Raw genomic sequence first — 23,955 nt, 5'->3', positions numbered from 1 at the left:
CATCGTATCTGTGATGATGAACGACGGCAGTAACTTGGAATGTCTATCATGCGACAGCCTATCAAATGTATAAATCATTTCGTAACGCAATAGACGACATGCTGTCGGGATGGGCGCGTATTTGAATATCAAATCTGAGAGCGAGGCGGGCGCTCCCACCGAGACCTTGCTCGGGCTGCAGAACGCGATCCTCGAGATGATCGCGCGCGGCGAGACGCTCGAGGCCACGTGCATACGTCTGTGTCTGGATGTCGAGGCGCTGGTGCCGTCGGTCACCTGCTCGGTGCTGACGGTCGACGTCGAGGGGCGGCTGCATCCGCTTGCGGGGCCCAGCCTCCCCCCCTCCTATTCGGCCGCGCTCGATGGCGTGCCGATCGGCCCCTATGCCGGGTCGTGCGGGACGGCGGCGTATTTCGGCATCGATATCGCGGTCACCGATATCCGGTCGGACCTGCGCTGGGCGGATCACCGGCATCTCGTCGAACCGCACGGGTTGCGCGCGTGCTGGTCGATGCCGATCGTCAACGCGCGCGGTCAGACCGTGGCGACCTTTGCCTTTTATTACCGCGAGACGCGCGGGCCGACGTCGTTCGAACGCGACCTCGTGCGGAGCTGCGTCCATCTCTGCATGATCGCGATCGACCGCCACCAGCGTGTCGTCGAGCATGAACGCCGGGCGTTCACAGACGCACTGACCAATCTTCCCAATCGGGCCGGGTTCAATGCCGCGCTCGCCCGGCTCGACTGTACCGCGTCGGGGCGGTGGGCGCTCATGGTGCTCGACCTCGACAATCTGAAGATCGTCAACGACACGTTCGGGCATCACGCGGGGGATCGCCTGCTGCGCGTCGCGGGGGAGCGGATCTCGGAGATCGTCGGCAGGAACAGCGCGTTCCGGATCGGCGGCGACGAATTCGGGCTGATCCTGGCGGACGCCGACGTGCTCAAGGACCTCGACAAGACCGCGGCGCGGATCCTGCGCGCGCTGGCGGCGCCTGCGGATATCGGCGGGCAGATCATCGTGCCGCGCGCGACGATCGGCGGCGCGGTGCTGTCCAGCGAGCCATCCGCGGACCGCGTCCGTCAGAACGCCGACTTCGCGCTCTATCATGCCAAGGAGACGGGGCGCGGCGGTTTCGTCCGCTACTGGCCCGGTCTCGGCTCGACGATGACGCGGCGGCTGGACGCCATTCGCGACGTGACCGCGGCGCTCCGCGAACATCGCATCGACGCCTATTATCAACCCATCTTCCGGCTCAACACGCGCGAGATTGTCGGGCTCGAGGCATTATGCCGGATGCGCGTCGGGAACGAGATCGTCCCCGCCGCGGCGTTCCACGAGGCGACCACCGATGCGCATGTCGCGACCGCGCTGACCGCGCGGATGATGGCGCTGGTCGCCGCCGATATGCGCGTGTGGCTCGACATGGGGCTTGCGGTCCAGCATGTCGGCATCAACGTGTCGTCGGCGGATCTCAGCGGTGGAACCGTCGGCCGGGTCCTGACCGAGGCATTCGAGCGCGAGCGTGTGCCGCTCGAGCACGTCATTCTCGAGGTTACCGAGACCGTGTATATGGGGGACGGCGACCAGGCCGTGCAGACCGCGATCCGCGCGTTGCGCGCGAAGGGGATCAAGCTCGCGCTCGACGATTTCGGGACCGGCTTTGCCTCGCTGACGCACCTCCTGACCGTCCCGGTCGACATCATCAAGATCGACAAGACGTTCATCGACCATCTCGCGCCCGACAATGTCAGCATGACGATCGTCGAGGGGCTGATCCGAATCGCCGAACGGATGAACATCCGGATCGTCGCAGAGGGCGTCGAGACCGAGGTTCAGGCGGGTCTGCTCGATGGTGCCGGCTGCGTGCTGGGGCAGGGCTATCTCTATTCGCCCGCGGTCGATCGCAAACGCACGACGGCGCTGCTCCGCGATCGGGCACAAGGTGTATCGTCGCTTCGGGCCGCGAACGGCTGACCCGGCCTGGTCCAGGCCCGGCGCAGGATCCGATCGTCCGGGCCGAAGCGGGGCGCCGCGATGACGCGACGCCCCCTGATCGGCTCAGAAGTTGACGGCCGCCCGCGCGTACAGGAACCTGCCGTTGAACCCGAACGGCGAGAACCCGCTATAGGGCAGGAACTGGTAGGTCGCGGGATAGCTGCCGCCGACGGCGGCCGGACGCGGACCGAACGGGCGACGATCGGGGTAGACGTCGAACGCGTTGTCGACGCCCAGCGTGAGCTGGATCCCCTGCAGCTCATAACTGAGCGAGAAGTCGGTGATCCATTTCGGGCGCAGCTTCTGATCGTCGGGGCCGAGCGCGGTGAGGCTTGCCGCATCCGCGCCCAGCGGTGCGGTCGTCTCGGGCGAGATCACGGACCCATAGCGCGTCGTGCGCGCCGAAATGCCGACACCCGCGATCTTGCCGTCGGTGGCGAGTACCGCCTTGCTGCGTGGCTGGCCGCGCTCGAAGCGGATGCCCTCGACGCGGCCGAACAGGACCAGCCCGGGGATCTGCGCGAGCGAGCCCAGATTGTTGAGCCGCTTGTCGATCTCGTTCTTGGTGTAGTTGTACGCCGCGGAGAAATTCCACGCGCCGAGCCCGCCGAGATTGGCGCGGTAGGTCGCGACCGCGTCGACACCCTGCGTCGTCGTGTCGAGCCCGTTGATGAAGAACCGCGCGGCGCCGACATTGGCAAAGCCGTTGGCGGCGAGCACCGCCTGGACCGCGGCGTTCTGCGCGGCCGTGCCGACGCCCGCCGCACCGAGATTTTCCGACAGGACGACGCGGTCGCGGATCTTGATGTGGAAGAAGTCGACCGTCACGTTGAAGCTTCTGAACGGGTTGAGGGTGGCACCCGCGGACAGGTTGAGCGACTTCTCCGGGTCGAGCGGCTGCGATCCGAGCGCGCGCGCGACGGGGCTGCTGACCGGCACCGTCGAGACGTCGACGGGCACGCCTGCGAGGAAGTTGGTCGAGGTCGTGGTGAAGAACTGTTGGTGCAGCGACGGCGCACGAAAGCCGTTCGACACCGAGCCGCGCAACGCGAACCCGTCGACGAACTCGTAGCGCAGCGCGAGTTTGCCATTCACCGTGTCGCCGAAATCGCTGTAATGTTCATAGCGTCCGGCCGCGGTCGCGGTCAGGCCCGTGAACAGGTCCGCGTCGAACTCGACATAACCGGCAAAGCTGTCGCGGTCGACGTTCGTGCGCGCCGATGCGGGCAGTCCGCCAAAGCCCTGCGCCCCTGCCGCCGCGGCACGGCCCGGGAACGAGCAGATGCCCGTGCCCCCTGCAAACACGCCGCCGAGCACGGTGCAGTTCGCCGCCGTCGTCGCGCGTGCGGGGGTGAAGAACGGTCCGGTCTGATAGGATTGCGGATCGCCCGGACGGATCTGATAGATCTCGTGGCGATATTCGCCGCCGAATGCGAACGACAGCGGAGTCGCAAGACCAAGGTCGAACTGCCGCGACAGGTCGGCATTGGCGAGGATCTGCGAGAAGGCGAGCCCGCCGGCGTCGAACGACCGCTGGCTCTGCGGCCCGAACGAGACGTTGATGCTGTCCTCGGTCCGATAGTTGAGTTCGTTGCGCCCGAACCCGAGCGAGAAATCGCCCTTGAAGCCGGCGATCTCGGCACGGATGCCGCTGGTCGCCGACATGTCGTCGATGTTCGACTGGATCTTCGGCAGATACCCGTCCGGCGTCAGCCCGACGAAATTGGCGTTGGTCGGCGTCGTGCCCGGGCTGATCGCGGAGAAGTCGCGGTTGGTCGCCGCCGATTGCTGCCGGAAATTTGCCGCGGACAGGCCGTCGCGGTGACCATAGGTGAAGAAGCCGTAGAACTCGGCATTGCCCAGCGGCATGCCGGTGTTGATGAGGAAGTTGAAATCCTCGGTCTTGGCATCGCCGAAGCGGAAGTCGAGCCGATTGAACGAGGCCTCGCGCGCGTCGAAGGTCGTCGACGTCGGGCGGATGTAATTGGGCCTGAGGTCGTAGCCCTGGCGGTTGGTGTAGTTGCGGTCACGATATTCGCCGGTGAAGTTGAAGAAGCCGCCATCGCCGATCGGCACACCCATATTGACGCCGAACGTCGTGTAGATCCCGTCGCGCGCCTTGCGCTCGCCCGCCCCGTTCGCCTGCAGATACCGCGTATCGTTGGGATCGAGCGCGGGCTGGCCGTTTGCGGTGACCAGCCCGTCGAACGCCGACACGCCGTCGAGCGTGGTGATGTACTTGCCATAGCTGACCTGCGCACGGCCGCCCGAGCTCGCGGTCTTGAGCTGGACGTTGATGACGCCCGCGATCGCGTCCGAGCCATATTGCGACGAGGCACCGTCGCGCAGCACCTCGATCCGCTCGATCGCCAGCGCGGGAATCATGTTCATGTCGACTGCCGCGGCACCGCGTCCGACGGTCCCGTTGATGTTGAGCAGCGCCGAGACATGCCGGCGCTTGCCGTTGAGCAGCACGAGCGTCTGGTCGGGGTTGAGCCCGCGCAACGTCGCGGGGCGGGTCACGTCGGAGCCGTCGGCGATCGACGGCTGCGGAAAGTTGAACGACGGCACGAGCTGGTTGAGCGTCTTGTTCAGCTCGCCCGTACCCGATGCCTGCAGCGCGCTGCTCGAGATCACGTCGATCGGGACGGGGCTGTCGGACACCGTACGGTTCGGTGCGCGGCTGCCGATGACGACGATCTGGTTGCGGACATCGTCCTCTTCGGTCGTGGCCTGTGTCTCCGCCGTCGTTTCCTGGCTAGGCGACGTCTGCACCGTCTGTGCCGCGACCGGCGCGGCGAACGCCATCACCGATGCGGACGCGCACAGCGCCGAAAGCATCTTTCTGTCCGTCATCATAACCCCCTGTAGCGAACGGCTTCCCCACCGCTCTTGTGCGCGACACTTTATGTCGTCCGGGGATAGCGGCAAGCTACGCGTGCGGGCGCGAGGCTGATTGATCCAGCTGTGTTGCCCTGCGGCAACAGCGTTGGGCGACGTTGCGCGCCAACACGGGTTGCCGCGCCGTCCCGAGCGCCTTAAGCCCACTTGTAATACCATTATAGTACCTGAAGGGACGGCCATGATCCGACAGTTTGGCAGGCAGCAGATCTCGGCGATGATGTTGACGACCGCCGCGATGCTGGCATTCGCCGGTCCATCGTCTGCGTCCACCGGTGCGACGACGCTCCCCGCGATCTTCCCGACGCCGGTGTCGATGACGTCGGGGCAGGGGACGATCACGCTTGGCCGTTCGGTCGTGCTCGTCGCCGCGCCGGGCACCGATCCTGCGACGACGGAACTGGTCCGGACCATCCTGACGTCGGCCGGCGTCGAGACGATCGCGACCGCGCGGCGCGTGCCCGCCGCGCCGGACCGCCCGCATATCGTCATCGGCGGCGGCGACAGCGCGCTCGTTCGCAATGCGCTCGCACTCGGCAAGGCCGTGCCCGACACGCAGGCCGAGGGCTATACGATCGCGAGCGTCGCGATTGGCGACAGCGGCGTCATCACGCTCGCCGGGCATGACGCCGACGGGCTGTTCCACGCCGCACAGACCTTCCGCCAGCTGCTCAAGCGCGCCGCCGTACCCGCGCTCGTCATCCGGGATCACCCCGCGATGCCGATCCGCGGCACGATCGAGGGCTTCTACGGCGCGCCCTGGACGATGACCGACCGGACACGGCACCTCGATTTCCTCGGCAGCATGAAGGCCAACACCTATGTCTACAGCCCGAAGGACGATCCGTTCGCGCGCGACCGCTGGCGCGAAGCCTATCCTGCGGCGACTTTGAGCTCGCTCGGGACGCTGGTCGCGACGGCCCGACGCAATCACATCGACTTCGTCTATGCGGTCTCGCCCGGCCCCTCGGTCTGCTTTTCCGATCCCGCCGATGCCCAAGCGCTCGAACGCAAGTTCGAGGCGCTGCGCTCGATCGGCGTGCGCAGCTTCTACGTCGCGCTTGACGACATCGAATATGCCAAGTGGAACTGCGACAAGGACAAGGCGGCGTTCGGCGCGTCCGGCCCCGAGGCGGCCGGCGTCGCGCAGGCCAGGCTGCTCAATGCGGTCCAGACCTATCTCCTCGCGGAGGATCCGAAGTCGCGCCCGCTGATCATGGTGCCGACCGAATATTACGACGCCAAGGAAACGCCGTACAAGGCTGCGCTCCGCAAGCACCTCGACCCGCGCGTCGTCGTGCAATGGACGGGCACGGACGTCGTCCCGCCCGCGATCTCGATCCCCGATGCAAAGACCGCGACCAAGGCGTTCGGACGCAAGACGCTGTTGTGGGACAATTATCCGGTCAACGACTATGCGACGACGACGGGGCGGCTGCTGCTCGCGCCCTATGCCAAGCGTGAGGCTGGGCTGTCGGGTGAACTGACGGGCATCCTGTCCAATCCGATGAACCAGGAGGCGCCGAGCCGGCCCGCGGTCGCAGGCGTGATCGCGTTCGCATGGAACGACACGGGCTATGACGCGGAGCGGACGTGGCACGCGGCAGCCGCGGACCTCGCCGACGGGGATCCGCGCGCGACCGATGCGCTGCTGACCTTCTTCGATACGCAGCATATGGCGCCGACCTTTGGCAGCCAGCCCTGGCAGGAGCAGGCCCCGCGGCTGAAGGCGACGCTGGACAGCGTCCGAGAAGCGATTGCGGGCGAGGATCCGTCGGCGCGGGCAGCCGCGATCGCCGAGCTGGCAGAGCGCGCCGACGCGTTCGCCGGCGCACCCGACGTCATCCGGTCGGGCACGGTCGATCCGGGGTTTGCGGCACAGTCGCGTCCGTGGCTCGATGCGATGCAGCTCTGGGGTCGCGCGCTGCAACTGACGGCGGCGGGGCTCGACGCCGCCAATACGGGCAGTGCTGCAGCGACGCGGTATTTTGCGGAGGCCAGGCGTCTCGCCGGCCAGGCCGCAGCGATCCAGTCGATCCCCGGCGCGACGCGCTTCGAGGGGCCGATCAAGATTGCCGACGGGGTGCTCGACCGGTTCGTTGCAGACGCGCCGACATTGTTCGCCGCCCAGCGCTGAGAACCTGTGGTCGGGCAGGGGGGCGGGGGTCTTCCCCGCCCCCGAAGGCTCAGGCGCCGCCGGCGACCGGGGCGATCGTCTGCTGGTGCTGCACCACGCGCCATTCCTCATGCTCGAGCCGCCGCATCGTCGTCGTGCAATAGGCGGTGTAGCCATCGGCCCCGTCACGGCGCGCCTCGGCCTTGTACGCGATCGCGATCAGCCCCTCCTGCGGGCGCATCACCTGCTGCTCGCTGAACCGGACCTCGCTCCAGCGCGGCGTGTCGGCGACTGCCTCGATCGCCTGCTTGCCCGTCAGCACGAAGGGCTGCTCGGGCAGCACCATGACGCATTCGTCGTCGATCAGCGCGCGGTAATGCTCGGCGTCGCCCGTCCACAGGCTTTCTTCGAATTCCCAGATACGATTGTCGTCCATCATCATTCTCCCAATGGTCGATAAGCGCAGCGCCGGGCGACGACGAACGTTCCGCCTCCTGGTTGAAAACCATGATAATTCAGGGGCGCAGGCAACGTCTGGCCGATCCACCAGCCGCCCTGCCGCAACGCCGCCGCGACCCGTATAATCGCGCTTGGCACCCGCTACCGACACCGTCTATACCGCTCGGTACTGAATAGGCCCTCATCGATGCGGGCCCGTCGGAATTGCAGGAGATGGCATGTCGATACTGATCAACGGCTCCCCGGTACCCCTGCCCGATGACCCCCGCGTCTCGCTCCTCGACCTGCTGCGCGAAGGGCTTAAGCTCGCCGGTACGAAGAAGGGCTGCAACCAGGGTGCGTGCGGCGCCTGTACCGTGCTGGTCGATGGCGAGCGGATCCTGTCCTGCCTCGCGCTCGCGGTGCAATATGACGGCCGGCAGGTGACGACGATCGAAGGGCTCGCCGAAGGCGACGCGCTTCACCCGCTGCAACAGGCGTTCGTCACGCACGACGGCTTCCAGTGTGGCTATTGCACGCCGGGGCAGATCTGCTCGGCGATCGGCATGGCCGCAGAGGCGCGACGCGGCGTGCCGAGCCATGTCAGCGCGGATATCACCGCCGACGTGACGCTGACCCGCGAGGAGCTGCAGGAGCGGATGAGCGGCAATCTGTGTCGCTGTGGCGCGCATAACGGGATCATCGACGCGATCCGCGAAACCGTCGCGGCGGAGATGGCGGCATGACCCCCTTCATTTATGCCCGCGCGCAGGACCGGGACGAGGCGCTCCGTCTCGGGCAGGGTCGGACGACCGCCTATCTTGGCGGTGGCACCAATCTGGTCGATCTGATCCGCGAGACCGTCGCGACACCCGACACGCTTGTCGATGTTACCGGCCTGTCGAGCGCGATCGAGGAAACCGAAATTGGCGGGCTCATCATCGGCGCCGCCGCGCGCAACACCGCGCTCGCCGAACACCGGATCGTCCGCGCCCGCTATCCGATGCTTGCCCGCGCCATCCTCGCCGGCGCATCGGCACAGATCCGCAACATGGCGACCGTCGGCGGCAATTTGCTCCAGCGGACGCGTTGCACCTATTTCTACGACACCGCCGGATCGCACTGCAACAAGCGCGTGCCGGGGTCGGGATGCGACGCGATCGGCGGTTTCGACCGCGGGCACGCGATCCTCGGCGCATCCGCCGCCTGCGTGGCGACGCACCCGTCGGACATGTGCGTCGCGCTCGCCGCGCTCGATGCGATCGTGCATGTCGAGGGGGCGGGCGGCGCCCGGACGATTCCCTTCACCGCGTTTCACCGGCTGCCGGGCGATCGGCCCGAGCAGGACACGCTGCTCGAACCCGGCGAGCTGATCACCGCGATCGAATTGCCGCCGCTGTCGTTCGGACAGACGTCGACCTATCGCAAGGTCCGCGACCGCGCGAGCTACGCCTTTGCGCTCGTCTCGGTCGCCGCCGCGCTCGAGGTCGAGGACGGCCGTGTCACTGATGTCCGGATCGCACTTGGCGGCGTCGCGCACAAGCCGTGGCGCGCGACGAAGGCGGAAGCGGCACTGCGCGGCGGCCCCGCCACCGCAGCCGCGTTCCGCGCCGCGGCGATTGCCGAGCTCGGCGATGCAAAAGCCTTGCGCGACAACGGCTTCAAGATCGAACTTGTCAATCGGACTCTGGTCGCAGTTCTCAGCGACCTTGCGCCGGTCGTCGACCATGGCGACCGTAACGGAGCAGCAGCATGAGCATCGTCGATACGATCAAGAACGCGGGCCAGGCCGCGGTTCAGGGCGCGATGGCCAAGCTGGTGCCGCTGGCGCCCGACAGCTGGATTCCCGGCGGCGTCCCCGATCCGCTGATCCGACAGCAACACGGCGTGATCGGCACGTCGGTGTCGCGGCTCGACGGGACGTTCAAGGTGCAGGGCACCGCACGGTTCGCGGCGGAATTCGCTATCCCCGGCATGACCTACGCCGCGCTCGCCTATTCGACGATCGCGCGCGGCCGGATCACCGCGATCGCGACGCAGGCGGCAGAGGCGGCGCCGGGCGTGGTGCTGGTGATGACGCACCGCAATGCGCCGAGGATGAATGCGCCGGCGGTATTCGGCTCGTCACCGACCGCGGTCGGGCCGTCGGACCTGCCGATCATGCAGGACGACCGCGTCCACTGGAACGGGCAGCCGATCGCGCTGGTGCTCGCCGAGACGCAGGAGCAGGCCGATCATGCGGTCTCGCTGCTCGTCACCACCTATGCCGAAGAGCCCTCGATCACGTCGTTCGCCGCAGCGAAGGCGGAGGGCCCGAAGCCCGGCCTGTTCATGGGCCAACCGCTCGTCAACGCGATCGGCGACGCGGACGCGATGCTCGAGGCGGCGCCGCACCGCGTCGACCATGTCTATCGGACGCCCTGGCACAATCACAATGCGATCGAGCCGCACGCCGCCACGATCGTGTGGGAGGATGATCGGCTGATCCTTCACGACGCCAGCCAGATGGTCGCCGCGCAGGCGCAGACGATCGCCGACGTGTTCGACCTCAAGACGGATCAGGTCCGGCTGACCTCGCCCTATGTCGGCGGCGGGTTCGGCGGCAAGGGGCTGTGGGATCACCAGATCCTCGGCGCCGCGGCGGCACGGCTGGCGGGCCGCGCGGTCCGCATCACGCTGTCGCGCGAGGGCGTGTACCGGATCGTCGGCGGCCGGTCGCTCACCGAGCAGCGCGTGGCGATCGGCGCGGACGCGGACGGGCGGTTCAAGGCGCTGCTCCACACCGGCGTCGCGGCGATGACGCCGCACAACAACATGCCCGAACCCTTCATCCTCGGCACGCGCGCGGGCTATGCCGCGGACAGCATCAGGCTGTCGGTCGAGACGGTGAAGATGAACATGCTCGCTAACACCTTCATGCGTGCACCCGGGGAGTCGGTTGGCACCTTCGCGCTCGAATCGGCGATCGACGAGCTCGCGGTCGCACTCGACATGGATCCGATCGCGCTGCGGCTGCGCAACGAGCCCGACAAGGATCCGACATCGGGGCTGCCCTTCTCGTCGCGCCATATCACCGAGGCGTGGCGTACGGGCGCGGAACGCTTCGGCTGGGCTGGGCGCAGCAGCGTGCCGGGAACGCGGCGCGAGGGTGAATGGCTGGTCGGCATGGGCTGCGCGACGGGAACCTATCCCTATTACCGGATGCCGGGCGCGGTCGCGCGGATCACGCTGGGCGCCGACGGCCATGCACTCGTCGAGGTCTCAGCGCACGAGATGGGGATGGGCACGTCGACGACGACCGCGATGGTCGCCGCCGACCGGCTCGGCCTCCCGCTCGATCATGTCTCGGTCGCCTATGGCGACACACTGATCCCGGGCGCGATCATGGCGGGCGGGTCGCAGCAGACCGCGGCGATCGGCGCGGCGGTGATCGCCGCGCACAACGCGCTGGTCGCCGACCTTCTCAAGCTCGCGGGCAACGACTCGCCGCTGGCGGGGCTGTCGGCGAAGGACGTCGGCAGCGAGGACGGCGGTCTTGCCAGCCTCGAGGATCCGACGCGGCGCGAAAGCTATGTCTCGATCCTCGCGCGCGCGCAGCGCGATGCCGTGATGGTGACCGAGGCGGGGTCGCCCCCGCTCGAACTGATGCACTGGTCGATGCATTCGCACAGCGCGATCTTCTGCGAGGTCCGCGTCAACGCGGTCACCGGCGAGACGCGCGTCGCCCGCGTCCTCGGGTCGTTCGACTGCGGTCGCATCCTCAATCCCAAGACCGCGCGCAGCCAGTTCCGTGGCGGCATCATCATGGGGCTCGGCATGGCGTTGATGGAGGAGACGCAGTTCGACGAGCGCAAGGGCCGCATCATGAACCCCAGCCTCGCCGAATATCACGTCCCCGTGCATCTCGACGTCCCCGAGATCGACGTGATCTGGACCGATATCCCGGATCCGCACACGCCGATGGGCGCGCACGGGATCGGCGAGATCGGCATCACCGGCGTTGCCGCCGCCGTTGCCAACGCGGTCTACAACGCCACCGGCAAGCGCGTCCGCGATCTGCCGCTGACGCTCGACAAGCTGCTCGACTGAGCGCTCCGTCCGTCGGGTGCGATCGTTCGATCGCAGCCGGCGGACGGTGTCAGCCGACCGCGCGGCGCGGCGGCAGCGTGACGCGCGCCGTGGCGATCGCGCCCAGCACCATCAGCGCGCCCGCCAGATACAGGATGTTGCGCGGCTCGCCGTTCAGCAGCGAGTGGTAGAAGAGCGGCACGGTCAGGCTCTCGATGATCATCGGGATGACGATGAACATGTTGAAGATCCCCATATAGACGCCGTTGCGCTCGGGCGGGATCATGTCGATCAGCATGATGTACGGATTGCCCATCATGCTCGCCCAGCCGATGCCGATGCCGAGCATCGCCACGAACAGCCCGGCCTCGTCGCGGATACCGGGGATCGCGAGCATCGCCGCACCCGATGCGAGCAGGCACGCGGCATGCGCACGCTTTGCCCCCCAGCGCCGCGCGAGCGGGACGAGCGCGATCGCCGCGACGAACGCCACCGCATTGTAGAACGCGCCGAGCTGTCCGACCGTCAGCACGGTATCGCGGAAAGCCACGCTCTTCGCGTCCGACGTCCCGTGCAACGAGCGCGCGACCGCGAAGGTGATGAACTGCCAATAGGCGAACATCGCATACCATTGGCACAGCATCGCCAGCGCCAGCTGCCGCATCGGTCGCGGCATCTCGACCAGCGCCGCACGCAGATCGCGCAGCGTACCGGCGAGGGTCAGCGGTTCGGCCGCAAGCCGCGTCTTCTCCTCCGGCGGCAGGGGCAGCTCGGGGACGCGCACGACTGACCAGACGATCGTCGTCAGCGACAGGACCGCACCGATCAGGAACGCGATCCGCGTGATGTCGGGGATGCCGTTGCCATCGATCGCGTCCTTGTTGAACCCGATCCAGACGAGCAGCGACGGCGCGAGATAGGACAAGGTCTGCGCGAGGCCCGTGAACGCCGACTGCGTCAGGAACCCCGCCGCACGCTGGTCGTCGGGCAGCCGGTCGCCGACATAGGCGCGGTACGGCTCCATCGTCACGTTGTTGGCGGCATCGAGCACCCACAACAGGCTGGCCGCGACCCACAAGGTCGGGCTGTACGGCATCGCCAGCAGGCACAGGCTGCACAGCACCGCGCCGACGAGGAAATAGGGGGTGCGCCGGCCGATCCGCGTTGAGGTCCGGTCGCTCATCGCGCCGATCAGCGGCTGAACCAGCAGCCCGGTCATCGGTCCCGCCAGCCACAGCAGCGGAAGGCTGGCTTCGTCCGCCCCCAGATAGCCGTAGATCGGTGCCATGTTGGCCTGTTGCAGCCCGAACGAGAATTGCAGCCCGAGGAAGCCGAGGTTCATCTCGATCAGCCGCGCCAGCGACAGCCGTGGCTTGGTCGGCAATCGTGATGCGGTCATCGCCGTGCCCTTTGTGAGAGTGCCAGCGCGCCGAGCAGGCCGGCACGGTCGTCGAGCCCCGGCGACGTGATCAGCGTGGCATAATCCGGCGTTCCGAAATAGCCATTGGCCAGCCGGGCGGCCTCGATACGGACGCGATCGATCAGGCCCGGCGTGCCGAGCACACCGCCGCCCAGCACGATCCGGCGCGGCGAGAGCAATGCCTGCTGCGCAACGACGAGCTGCGCGAGATAATGCGCGACGATGTCATGCGCGAGGTGGTCCGCGGCGAGCTCCGACAGCGACGCCCCCCAGCGCGCCGCGATCGCCGGCCCGCTGGCGAGGCCTTCGAGACAGTCGCCGTGGAACGGGCAGATGCCCGCAAAGTCGCGGTCGTCGGGGTGACGGCGCGGCAGGATATGCCCCATTTCGGGGTGGCGGCTGCCGTGCACGGGGCGTTCCTCGACCAGCGCGCCGCCGCCGATCCCCGTGCCGACGGTGACGTACACCGCGATGTCCGCGCCAACCGCTGCACCCCACAGGCTTTCCGCAAGGATCGCGCCGTTGACGTCGGTATCGAACCCGACCGGGCAGGCGAGCGCGCGCGCAAACGGTCCGACCAGGTCCGTGCCGCTCCAGCCGGGCTTGGGCGTGTCGACGATCCGGCCCCAGCCGGGCGAGGTGCGATCGAGATCGACCGGACCGAACGAGGCGATGCCGAGCGCGTCGAAATCGCCCCATTCGCCCTGCGCCGCGGTGAAGAAGTCGAGCGCGGCGGCGATCGTCTCCTGTGGACTGGTGGTGGCGATGCGCGTCGTCCGCAGGATCGTGTCGGGATCGCGCGCGACGCCGAGCACGAACTTGGTACCCCCCGCCTCGATGCAGCCGTACAACGGCCTCGCGGCGGTCACGCCGCGGGGCCCGCCCACAGCACGCTCCACGGACCGGTCATCGCATCGTCGCCGATCGCGCTGTCCGCGACCCGGTCGTGCCAGCCGGCGAGATTGCCCACCCGGACCGCATGGGGGGAGAAATTCAGGAAGACACGGTCGCTGCCGCACGCGATGCCGAGCAGCGCCGGTGTCTGCGTGGCGAGTGTCGCGGGTGCGCCCGCGCCGCCGCTGGCGATGCGCGCCGCACGCAACGCCCTGATATCCCCGGCGATCCGCCGTGCGGCCTTGCCGTCGAGCGCCGCCCAATCCATCGCCGGACGGTGCAGCCAGCGCCCTTCGTGCGCCCGCTCGGGATCGTCGCGATAGTCGGTGTCGTTGAGCAGCCCGGCCTCGTCGCCCATATAGACCGTCGCCAGCCCGCCACTCGCGATCGACAACGCGTTGAGCAGCGTGATCCGGCTAAATGCCATCTCGCGTTCGGGTTCGGTCCGTGCGGCTTCCAGACCCGCGAGCGAGGCCATCGTGCCGTTCGAGCCGTGCAGGACCGAGCCGTCCGACTGGAACGGTTCGCCACGTGCCCAGCTGTCGTCTGCGCCATCGATGAACCGCGCCGCCGCCTTCAGCCGCGCGACCGGATCGGCGTCGATCCCCGCCAGGTCGCCGATCACCGCGCCCCAGCCGATATCGTCGTGACAGCGCGCATAGCTCAGCCAGTTCGCACCACGCGGCAGCCCGCCGCTCGCCGCGACGATCGCCGCGGGGAGTGCCGCCGATTGCTCGGCGAGCGCGACCCAGCCCGCCACCATCAGCGAGTTGTTGTAGACCAGGTGGCATTCGGGCTCGAACCCGCCATTCCAGTCATCGCCCTCGTCCGCGCCGAAATAGGGCGGGACCAGCGCAGTCGGCACGATCGCCTCCGCTTTCAGCAACGTCGCGGGCGCGACGATGGCGAGCGCGGCGCGCAGCGCGCGGACGATATAGTGCGCCTCGGGCCGGTTGCGGCAATCGGTGCCCATCTGCTTCCACAGGAACGCGATCGAATCGAGCCGGAATGCCTCGAAGCCATGATTGGCAAGCCGCAGCATCGTGTCGACGATCGCCAGCATGACCTCGGGGTTCGCCCAGTTCAGGTCCCACTGGAACGGGTAGAAGGTTGTCCACACCGACCCGCCCATCTCGGGCACGGCGGTAAAATTGCCCGGCGCGGTGGTCGGGAACACCTGCAGCAGATCCGCCTCATAGGCCTCGGCCTCGGCGGGATCGACGACGTGATAGAAGGCACGATAGTGCGGATCGCCCGCGCGCGCGGCCTGCGCCCATGCATGGTCGTCGGCGGTGTGGTTGAGCGCGAGGTCGACGCACAGGCTGATCCGCCCTTCGCGCAGCCGGGCGGCGAGCCGCTCGACATCGGCCATCGTCCCCAGCCGCGGCTCGACCGCCAGATAGTCCGCCACCGCGAACCCGCCGTCGCTGTCACCCGCGCGCGCCTTGAGCAGTGCGAGCAGGTGCAGATAGCGGACGCCGAGCGATTCGAGATGGTCGACCTTGTCGATCAGCCCGTCGACCGTCCCGGCGAACCGGTCGACATAGGTCGAATAGCCGAGCATGTCGGGGGCGACGAACCAGTCGGGATCGGCGAGCCGTGCCTCGTCGAGCGCGACCATCGCGGCCGGTCGCTCGGCTGCCCGCTCGCGCAGGATCGCTTCGAGCCGGGGCCAGAGCGCCAGCCCGGTGCTGCCATAGAGGCGTTCGAGCTGGCGTCGGAGGCGGGGGCCGAGTGCCAGCAGGCGGCACTCGGTGCGGGAGGGGAGGTGCACGCCGGGCCGCCTGGTCAGAAGCCGAAGCGGACGGCGGCGGAGATCGTCCGACCCGTGATCGACCGCGCGCGGACGATGCCGTTGGTCGGGATCGCACCCTCCTCGGACTCGGTGATCCCGGTCACGTCGAACAGGTTGTTGCCGTTCAGCGATACCGTGACATTGTCCGCCGGGCGGATCGAGACGAACGCGTTGACCTGCGTATAGCCCGGCATCTTGAGGACGTTGTTGTCCTGCGCATAGCTGTCGGTGGTGCCGATCACGTTCGCGCCGATCGTCACGCGGTCGAAATCGACCTGCGGCGTCGCCTGATAGATGAACTTCGCCTGGCGCCGCGGGCGGTTGCCCTCGACCCCGGGGTTGAGCACGTCGCGCGTGATCTCGGCATCGGTATAGGTGCCGCCCGCCGAGAGCGAAAACGGCCCGCGTGCGATCCGGCCCTCGAGCTCGACACCCTTGGCATCATATTCGCGGTTGAAGAAACGCTGCGTCGTCGCCTCGAAATTCTGTTCCTCCGTGCGCGCCCAGAAGCCGGTGGCATAGAGCGAGACGCCGCCCTGGCGGAACTTGAACCCGCCTTCGAGCTGGCGGACGAAATCGACCGCTGCGCCCTGGTCGGTCAGCCCGCCCGTCGCGGTGTTGATCGAGGGGCCGAACAACAGGCGATCGGCATTGGCGCGACCGCCGCGGCTGTAGCGACCGAACAGCGCGGTGCTGTCGGTCAGGCGGAAGTTCACGCCACCCGAATAGGACAGGTAATCATAGTTGTAATCGAGCGGCGAGCGGGCATTGGGGATCACCGCGACCTGACGCTCGGGCGCCGAGATCACGCCGTTGCCATTGATGTCCACCGTCGTGATGCCGGTGCCGAACGCGGCGCCGAGGTCGGACCCGGCGACGCTGCCGCGCGCGCGGCCGAAGTCGTAGCGCAGCGAACCGTCGATGTTGAACCGGCCGAGCTCGAGTCCGAGCTGCGCGAACGGCGCATAGGTCGTGTAGTCGAGATCATAGGAGCGGCGGCAGCAATTGCCGAAGAAGCTCGCCGAATAGCCGGGGACGCCGTTCTGCGTGACGGGCACGCCCGCCGCGGTGCGGACGTCGACCAGCTCGGAGCGGCCATTGTCCGCGACGGTCTGGACTGACGACGTCCAGAGCCAGTCGCTCTTGATGTCCTGACGCGAGGCATAGAAGCCGCCGGTGACCGCGAGCGACCCGCCGGCGAACGGGACAGAACCGTTGAGGCGGATGTCGTTGGTGATGTTGTTGAGGCTCTTCAGGTCGACGTCGAACAGCACGATGTTGGCGAGCAGGCCGTTGCCGTTGAGCGACGCGGGGTTGGCGATCCGCTGGCCCGCCTGCGCACCGCTGGCGTAGAAGAGCTGCGCGCCCGCGCCGCCGATGCCGTTCGCGACCGACTGCGCCGAATCGACGCTGGCGGGGAAGGGCGAGGTAAAGCCGCCCGAGATGTCGGCGTAGCGGAACCGCTCGACGATGTTCCAGTCGTCCGCGAGCGGGATCTGCGTCTCGAGACCCGCCGAATAGACCACCGGGTGCTGGCCGTCGCGGATCGACCGCGTGGTCAGCCGGTTGTTGCCGTCGAGCGTCTGCGCGGTACGGATGTTGGCGCTGTGCAGCGTACCGTTGTTGATCGAGAAATTGGCGATGCTGCTGTAATCGGGGTCGCTGTTGCTGCCCGTGACGCGGACCGGGTTGGGAAGATAGCCGATCGCGCGATCGTCGAGATATTTGCCGTACAGCCGGACATAGCCGCCATTACCGAACGACTTGGTGATGTTCGCCTTGATCTGGCCGCCCTTGACGCCGTCGAAGCCGACCTCGCGCTGGCCGTCGCCGATCCGGTAGAAACCGCCGAGATGATAGGTGACGCTGTCCGAGAGCTTGCCGCCCTGGTCGAAGTCGACGCGGAATTCGCGGTAGTCGAGCCCGCTCGACAGCTGGAACGCGCCGCCTTCCTGCTCGCCGGTCTTCGAGATGAAGTTGATCACGCCGCCCGGCGAGTTGGACGCGAACGTCGAGGCGGAGCCGCCGCGGACCGACTCAACTGTACGGACGTTGAAATCGGCGCGCAGGAAGATGTCGGCATTGCCGAAGGTGATGTCGCCGAATTCGAGGATCGGGAGACCGTCTTCCTGCAGCTGAAGGAACTTCGAGCCGCCCGACGCGACCGGCAGGCCGCGGACCGAGATGTTCGCGTTGCCGTCGCCGCCCGATGCCTCGACGCGGATACCCGGGAGGTTGCGCAGCAGTTCCCCCGACGTACGCGGCGCAAGCTGGATCAGCGCGTCGGACCCGATCGAGCTGGTCGTGATCGAGGTGTTGAGGCGGTTCGTCCCGCGCGCGACCGCGGTGACGACGATGTCCTCCTGGCCGTCGATCGTCGGGGAGGCGGCGGTGGTGTCGGCCTGCGTCGTGCTCGCCTGCGACTCGGCGGCCGCGGGTGCCATCGTCTGGGCAGCGGCCATCGTCGTTAACGACGTAGCGGCGATACCGGCCAGCAGAATGTGACGTGATTTCATTGCGATCCTCCCCGTGCGTGGCCTTCTCTGAAGCCCGGAGCCGCCAAATAGCGCCGTCACAATCGATTGCAACCGCTTTCGCAATCGATTGTGAAAAACTACCGCCCGGGTGGCTCCGTCGCCGTCAGGCCGATTGTCGGATGATCAGTTCCGGGACAACGATCGCCGATCCGTCCGCGTCCGACCGGCCGGGCTCGCCCTCGATCCGCTTCATCAGGCGATCGACCATCAGCGCCGCGCCTTCCGCGAGATCCTGCCGCACCGTCGTCAGTGGCGGCGAGGTATGCGCGGCGAGCGTCACGTCGTCGTAACCGATCACCGCGGTCGTCCCCGGGACGTCGATCCCCGCCTCGGCAAGCGCGCGCAGCACGCTCATCGCCGCGACATCCGACGCCGCGAACACCGCGTCCGGCGGCGGCGCTTCGGACAGCCGATCCGCCATCGCGACATGCACCGACTCGGGCGTCATCGCGGTCGCCAGCACGTCGCAGGTCAGTCCCGCATCCGCGGCGACCTCGGTAAATCCGGCGAGCCGGTCGGCGAATTCGGGGGGCAGCGGATCGCCGACGAACAGCAGCCGCGTCCGGCCCTGGCCGATCAGGTGACGCGCCGCCATCCGCCCGCCTTCGACATTGTCCGACCCGATCGTCAGATGCGCCTGCCCTGTGCGGTTCGCGCCCCAGACGACGAGCGGGCGATAGCGTTGCGACACCCGCTCGATCACCGCGAACTGGTCCGACTGGCCGACCAGCAACAGCCCGTCGATCCGTCCGCTGTCGACAAGCCGGTCGAGCCAATCCTCGCCATCCGGGATCACGCGCGACAACAGGATGTCATAGCCGCGCTCGACCAGCAGATCGGCGAGCAGCCCGAGCAAAGTCAGGAAGAACGGGTCGGTCAGATGCTGCGTCCGCGCATGGCCCAGCGGCAGGACGAGACCGATCGCGCCCGTGCTTTTCAGCCGCAGATTGCGCGCAAGCTGGTTTGGCCGCACGTCATGTTCGCGCGCCAGTGCCTTGATGCGGTCGCGGGTCTGCGCGTTGACCGACGAATGCCCCGACAGTGCGCGCGATACGGTCGCGGTCGACACGCCGGCGAGTGTGGCCAGATCGGCGAGTTTCATTGCGATGGCATTTCCTAGGTTTAACCCTCGACGTCGCGTGTCGTACGCGCAGCGACCGCCGCTCGCAATCTCCCGGTCCGTCCGACCATCGCGGCTGCTGCGTCGTCGATCAATTCTTACGCCGAATCTGCAAGATAGCGATACCACACGCGACCTCGCCTAATTTCCCTCAACAATTGATTTGACAATTTGCTTTAGCAATCGGCAAATGACGTCAACAAGACGCCGCGCTGTGACGATCCGTACAACGGACACACCACCCGCATGGGTGGGCAGCGCGATTTCATAGGGGCGCGTGGGCGGACTTCGGTTCTCTCACCGGGAGGAGGAAGTCTGATGATTACTGGCCAGATCGTTCGTTCGAACGTGGGACATTCGAGGTTTGCCGGGTGCCGTCGCACGATGGCGATGCTGCTGGCGGGCGCGAGCCTGACCGCGTCGTTCGTCTCGGCCGCGCAGGCGCAACAGGCGCCGCCGCTGGCTGGTGCGCCGACCCAGACTCCGGCGCAGACCACGCCGCCGGGCCCGGCCTCGACCGCGACCGCCGAATCGGGTCAGGTCACCGCGGCTCCCGCTGATGCTACCGCGCAGAATGCCGCCGCCCAGGACCCCGCCGGCGAGGACATCGTCGTCACCGGCTATCGTCGCTCGATCGAGCAGAGCCTGACGCAGAAGCGCGAAGCCAATGCGTTCGTCGACGTCATCACTGCCGAAGACATCGGCAAGTTTCCCGACAAGAACGTCGCCGACGCGCTGCAGCGCGTCCCGGGCGTCGTCATCACGCGCGACGGCGGCGAGGGCAGCCGGGTCAGCATCCGCGGGCTCCAGTCCGACCTGACGCTGACGCTGCTCAACGGCAACTTCCTTGCCGGTGCTGACAGCGGCGATCCGCAGCGGTCGTTCAACTATGTCCTGCTGCCGTCCAATTTCATCGCCAGCACCGAAGTCTACAAGTCGCCCGAGGCGCGGCTCGAGGAAGGCGGTGTCGGCGGCACGATCATCCTCAACACGCGCAAGCCGTTCGACGTCCCCGCCTGGTCGGGGTTCGTCTCGACCGAGGGCACCTATTCGGACACGACCGAGAAGTTCGAGCCGCAGCTCGGCGGACAGCTGTCTTGGAAGAATGACGACGAGACGTTCGGCCTGCTGGTCGGCGGCGTGTGGCAGAAGCGCACGAACCGCGAACTGCGCAGCAGCTCGGAAAGCTGGCTCTGGTGGAGCGACCGCGACGCGCAGGGCAACGTGCTGACCCCCGCGACCGACGTCAACGGCAAGCCGTTCGCGAACGACGATGCGATCTCCTACTGGCCGGGGCAGGGCACCACCGCGCGCGACGGCACGCATTATTCGGGCTATTGGGCGCCGCAGTCGGTCAATGCCGAGGTGTTCGACCAGGAGCGCGAGCGTTACGGCATCCAGGCGACCGCGCAGTTCCGTCCGTTCGACAACGTCACGGTCACCTCGAACTATTTCCGCTTCGGCTACAGCAGCGACTTTACCTCGAACGTCCTGAAGATCCCCGAATGGGGCTATAACGACTTCTTCACCGGAGCGACGCTCGACAAGAGCGGCACGATCTTCCAGTCGGCGAACTTCGCGGTTCCGGCGGCGGGGACGGGGTGCCTTGCACGCGCGACGCCGTGCACGATGGAAACGCCGCAGATTGCAGGCACCTACAGCCGCGAAAAGCAGGTTTCGAACACCTTCGAGACCGAGGTCAAGTACAGCCAGGACCGGTTCGACGCGGTGCTGAAACTCGGCAAGACCAAGTCGAGCGGGGGCCCTTCGACGCGATTCAGCGTCGCCGCCAAGCCACGCCTGACGATCCCGGGCCGCGAGCAGAACGGCAACCTCGTCAGCAACTGGGATATCTCGAACGGTATCGCCGACTTCGAGTTCTCGCCCGAAATCCAGCAGAACATCCGCAACGGCATCGCCCAGATCGACGTCGGCTCGACCGGGTCGAGCTTCGTCAACAGCGACGTGGGACAGCGGTATCTCCAGCTCGACCTGACGCGCCGCTTCGACGGGTTCCTGAAGTCGGTGCAGATCGGCGGCAAATGGCGCGACCTGAGCATCCACCGCGAGACCGGACGCAACGAATGGTACGCCGATGCGGCCAACGAGATCCGCTATCAGGATACCGCGGCCGGTGCGGTCGCGCGGCCCGAATTCTTCTACGAAAACCCGATCGGCAACATCAGTGGCGGGTTTAATGCCAACGTCGTTCCCGGGATCAATTTCGACAAATATCTGAGCTACCTGAACGCCACCTACGGCAACGCGGTCCGCGTCGACGAAAAGGACTTCGTGTATGATCTCGGCGAGCGCGTGTTCGCGGGGTATGCGCAGGCGAACTTCGGTGCCGGCGGCCTTCGCGGCAATATCGGTCTGCGCATGGCCAATACGCGTCAGTCGGGCAACACGTCCGACCGGCTCCAGTATCTGAACGACTATTGCGTCAACGGGCCGAACGGGTCGTTCGATCCGAACCGGCCGCTGGGCGCGGACGGCAATTGCCAAGTCCTGCCGCTGAGCGTCCGCGAGACGATCATCAATACGCGGACCGACCAGACCAAGACCTACACGGACTGGCTGCCGAGCTTCAACATCTCGTACGAGATCACGTCAGACCTGCTCGTTCGCGGCGCGGTCGCCAAGGTGATCTCGCGGCCGTCGTTCGCCAATCTCGGATCGGAACGGTCGCTGACCTATCGCTCGCCCGAATATGCATTCGATCGCGGCCAGTTCGGCGAATTCGAGGGCTGGTCGGGCAGCGGCGGCAATGCCGAACTCAACCCGTTCTCGGCCTGGCAGTATGACGCCGGCATCGAATGGTATTTCCACCGCGGCTCGGTGCTGGGCGCGACCGCGTTCCGCAAGGACGTGTCGGACTTCGTCGTGCCGCTCGTGCTCAACGTCACGCGCGACGTCGCGGGCGAGCAGGTGCTGATCCAGCCCTATTCGACCGTCGCGAACGGCTCGAACGCGCGCTCGCAGGGTGTCGAGCTCTACGCACAGCACACGCTGTCCTTCGGTCTGGGTGCGCAGGTCAACTTCACCTACAACGACACGTCGGTCGCCGATGTGACGCTCGACGGCCAGACGGTCGGCTCGTCCGCGCTCGTCGGCAGCGCCAAGACGCAGATGAACGCCTCCCTGTTCTACGAGCATGGCAAGGTGCTGGTCCGCGCATCGTACAATCGTCGCGGCGAGGTCGTCGGCGGGCTCCAGTCGGGGCTCAACGTCTATACCGACCCCTATGAACAGGTCGATCTCAATGCCGCCTATGCGCTGACCGACCGGCTTAACATCACCGCCTCGATCATCAACCTGACCAAGTCGGAAGAGAGCCGCCATCTCGGCAACGATACCAAGGATCGCTTCACCTATCGGAATTACTTCGGGCGCCGCGCCTATGTCGGCGTGTCGTTCAACTTCTGATGGCGGGTTTCACGACGTCCTCTCCCCTGGTGGCTCCCTCGCGGAGCCACCTTTTTTTCAATAGAATCCTCAGACCTTGGCGCGCTATCCCGGTCACGCGACGTGCAGCACGTCGCATACTGACGATTGCGGGTCTGCTCGCATGCGGTGCAGCGACGGCGTCGAACCCGATCGTACCCGGCTGGTATGCAGACCCCGAGATCCGCGTGTTTGCCGGGCAATACTGGATCTACCCGACCTATTCCGACCATGTTGGAAAGCCGGTTGCGGCGAGCCGCTTTTCCCCTGCGCAAAAGCTCGCCCGACAGCGCAAGACGGTCCGTCCCTCCTACGGGATGCAGACCTTCTTCGACGCATTCTCCTCGCCTGACCTCGTTCACTGGACCAAGCACCGCCGCGCGTTCGACGTTCAGAATGCGGGCTGGGCAGCCTATGCGATCTGGGCGCCGTCGGTGATCGAGGCGAACGGACGCTATTACATGTTCTTCAGCGCGAACGACATCCAGAGCGATGCCGAGCTTGGCGGGATCGGTCTCGCGGTCAGCGCGACGCCCGGGGGGCCGTTCAAGGACGCGCTCGGCAAGCCGCTGGTCGGTGCGTTCCACAATGGTGCGCAACCGATCGACCCGTTCGCGTTCCGGGATCGCGACGGGCAGGTCTATCTCTTCTATGGCGGCTGGAAGCATTGCAACGTCGTCCGGCTGAGCCCCGACCTCAAGCGCGTCCTGCCGTTCGCGGACGGGACGATGTTCAAGGAGATCACGCCGCCCGGCTATGTCGAGGGCTCGTTCATGATCGAACGCCGCGGCGTCTATTACCTGATGTGGTCGGAGGGCGGGTGGACCGGTCCGGATTACAGCGTCGCCTATGCGACCGCGCCGAGCCCGACCGGGCCGTTCACGCCGAAGGGCAAGATCCTGGCGCAGGACCTGCGGATCGCGCGCGGTGCGGGGCATCATTCGGTCGTCAACGTGCCCGGCACCGACGACTGGTACATCGCCTATCACCGCCGGCCGCTCGACACCGATCGCGGCGAACACCGCCAGATCGCGATCGACCGCATGGTCTTTGCCGCCGACGGCACGATCAAGCCTGTGGTAATGACCAACACCGGCGTCGCGCCGCGGCCGATCCGTGGTCGGACAGCCCCCGGGCCAACCGCTTCAGGGCGCGACGAACATTCATCTGGGAGAGCGATGTGAGACACAGGGTAATTGCCGCATTGCGCGGTACGGTGGCGG

Annotated in this window: 14 protein-coding genes; 7 read left to right on the top strand and 7 right to left on the bottom strand. The window is 67.0% G+C overall.

Going from position 1 to position 23,955, the window contains the following annotated elements; translation table 11 throughout:
* The first annotated feature begins 121 nt into the window (after positions 1-121).
* A complete protein-coding gene (locus tag AC0CH3_RS08035; RefSeq protein ID WP_354300114.1) occupies positions 122-1,978 on the top strand; it encodes a putative bifunctional diguanylate cyclase/phosphodiesterase in 1,857 nt (618 codons plus the stop codon).
* A gap of 84 nt (positions 1,979-2,062) precedes the next feature.
* On the opposite strand, the gene AC0CH3_RS08030 is transcribed toward AC0CH3_RS08035, so the two are convergent.
* Positions 2,063-4,855, bottom strand: coding sequence for a TonB-dependent receptor plug domain-containing protein (locus AC0CH3_RS08030; RefSeq protein WP_465237754.1), 2,793 nt, complete (start codon positions 4,853-4,855; stop codon positions 2,063-2,065).
* 226 nt (positions 4,856-5,081) lie between these two features.
* Here AC0CH3_RS08030 and AC0CH3_RS08025 point away from each other — a divergent pair, with 226 nt between their 5' ends.
* Positions 5,082-7,037: a beta-N-acetylglucosaminidase domain-containing protein gene (locus AC0CH3_RS08025; protein ID WP_354300110.1), complete on the top strand. Its 1,956-nt coding sequence runs from the start codon at positions 5,082-5,084 to the stop codon at positions 7,035-7,037.
* 49 nt (positions 7,038-7,086) lie between these two features.
* Here AC0CH3_RS08025 and AC0CH3_RS08020 read toward each other — a convergent pair whose 3' ends face one another.
* Positions 7,087-7,452, bottom strand: a complete 366-nt coding sequence (locus AC0CH3_RS08020; RefSeq protein ID WP_354300108.1) for a DUF4440 domain-containing protein — start codon at positions 7,450-7,452, stop codon at positions 7,087-7,089.
* A gap of 241 nt (positions 7,453-7,693) precedes the next feature.
* Between AC0CH3_RS08020 and AC0CH3_RS08015 the strand changes: the two genes are divergently transcribed.
* Genes AC0CH3_RS08015 through AC0CH3_RS08005 form a run of 3 tightly spaced genes read left to right on the top strand, consistent with a single transcriptional unit; the run spans position 7,694 to position 11,543 of the window.
* Entirely contained in the window at positions 7,694-8,200 is a 507-nt protein-coding gene (locus AC0CH3_RS08015; RefSeq protein ID WP_354300106.1) for a 2Fe-2S iron-sulfur cluster-binding protein, read from the top strand.
* Complete coding sequence (locus AC0CH3_RS08010; protein ID WP_354300105.1) at positions 8,197-9,210, top strand: FAD binding domain-containing protein; 1,014 nt, start codon at positions 8,197-8,199, stop codon at positions 9,208-9,210. The genes AC0CH3_RS08015 and AC0CH3_RS08010 overlap by 4 nt, the downstream gene beginning before the upstream one ends.
* Entirely contained in the window at positions 9,207-11,543 is a 2,337-nt protein-coding gene (locus AC0CH3_RS08005; RefSeq protein WP_354300103.1) for a xanthine dehydrogenase family protein molybdopterin-binding subunit, read from the top strand. Before AC0CH3_RS08010 ends, AC0CH3_RS08005 begins: the two co-directional genes overlap by 4 nt.
* A 49-nt stretch (positions 11,544-11,592) precedes the next feature.
* On the opposite strand, the gene AC0CH3_RS08000 is transcribed toward AC0CH3_RS08005, so the two are convergent.
* From AC0CH3_RS08000 to AC0CH3_RS07980, 5 genes are all read right to left on the bottom strand, one after another.
* The gene (locus AC0CH3_RS08000; RefSeq protein WP_354300102.1) at positions 11,593-12,921 is read right to left on the bottom strand and encodes an MFS transporter; all 1,329 of its coding nucleotides are present in this window, start codon (positions 12,919-12,921) and stop codon (positions 11,593-11,595) included.
* A complete protein-coding gene (locus AC0CH3_RS07995) occupies positions 12,918-13,829 on the bottom strand; it encodes an ROK family protein (RefSeq protein WP_354300101.1) in 912 nt (303 codons plus the stop codon). Before AC0CH3_RS07995 ends, AC0CH3_RS08000 begins: the two co-directional genes overlap by 4 nt.
* Positions 13,808-15,610, bottom strand: coding sequence for an alpha-amylase family glycosyl hydrolase (locus AC0CH3_RS07990; protein ID WP_465237753.1), 1,803 nt, complete (start codon positions 15,608-15,610; stop codon positions 13,808-13,810). The genes AC0CH3_RS07995 and AC0CH3_RS07990 overlap by 22 nt, the downstream gene beginning before the upstream one ends.
* A 14-nt stretch (positions 15,611-15,624) precedes the next feature.
* Positions 15,625-18,147 (bottom strand): TonB-dependent receptor domain-containing protein, encoded by a 2,523-nt coding sequence (locus AC0CH3_RS07985; RefSeq protein ID WP_465237752.1) that lies wholly within the window; start codon positions 18,145-18,147, stop codon positions 15,625-15,627.
* Between the two features lie 124 nt (positions 18,148-18,271).
* Positions 18,272-19,270, bottom strand: coding sequence for a LacI family DNA-binding transcriptional regulator (locus AC0CH3_RS07980; protein ID WP_056023513.1), 999 nt, complete (start codon positions 19,268-19,270; stop codon positions 18,272-18,274).
* Positions 19,271-19,606: 336 nt separating this feature from the next.
* Here AC0CH3_RS07980 and AC0CH3_RS07975 point away from each other — a divergent pair, with 336 nt between their 5' ends.
* Together AC0CH3_RS07975 and AC0CH3_RS07970 are read left to right on the top strand one after the other, a co-directional pair.
* Positions 19,607-22,714, top strand: a complete 3,108-nt coding sequence (locus AC0CH3_RS07975) for a TonB-dependent receptor (protein ID WP_354300096.1) — start codon at positions 19,607-19,609, stop codon at positions 22,712-22,714.
* Between the two features lie 116 nt (positions 22,715-22,830).
* The gene (locus tag AC0CH3_RS07970) at positions 22,831-23,916 is read left to right on the top strand and encodes a glycoside hydrolase family 43 protein (RefSeq protein WP_354300451.1); all 1,086 of its coding nucleotides are present in this window, start codon (positions 22,831-22,833) and stop codon (positions 23,914-23,916) included.
* Positions 23,917-23,955: the final 39 nt, after the last annotated feature.

This window comes from Sphingomonas sp. AC449 (genome assembly GCF_979253475.1).
The sequence above is the reverse complement of the archived record's forward strand: the minus strand, read 5'-3'. Positions and strand labels throughout refer to the sequence as shown.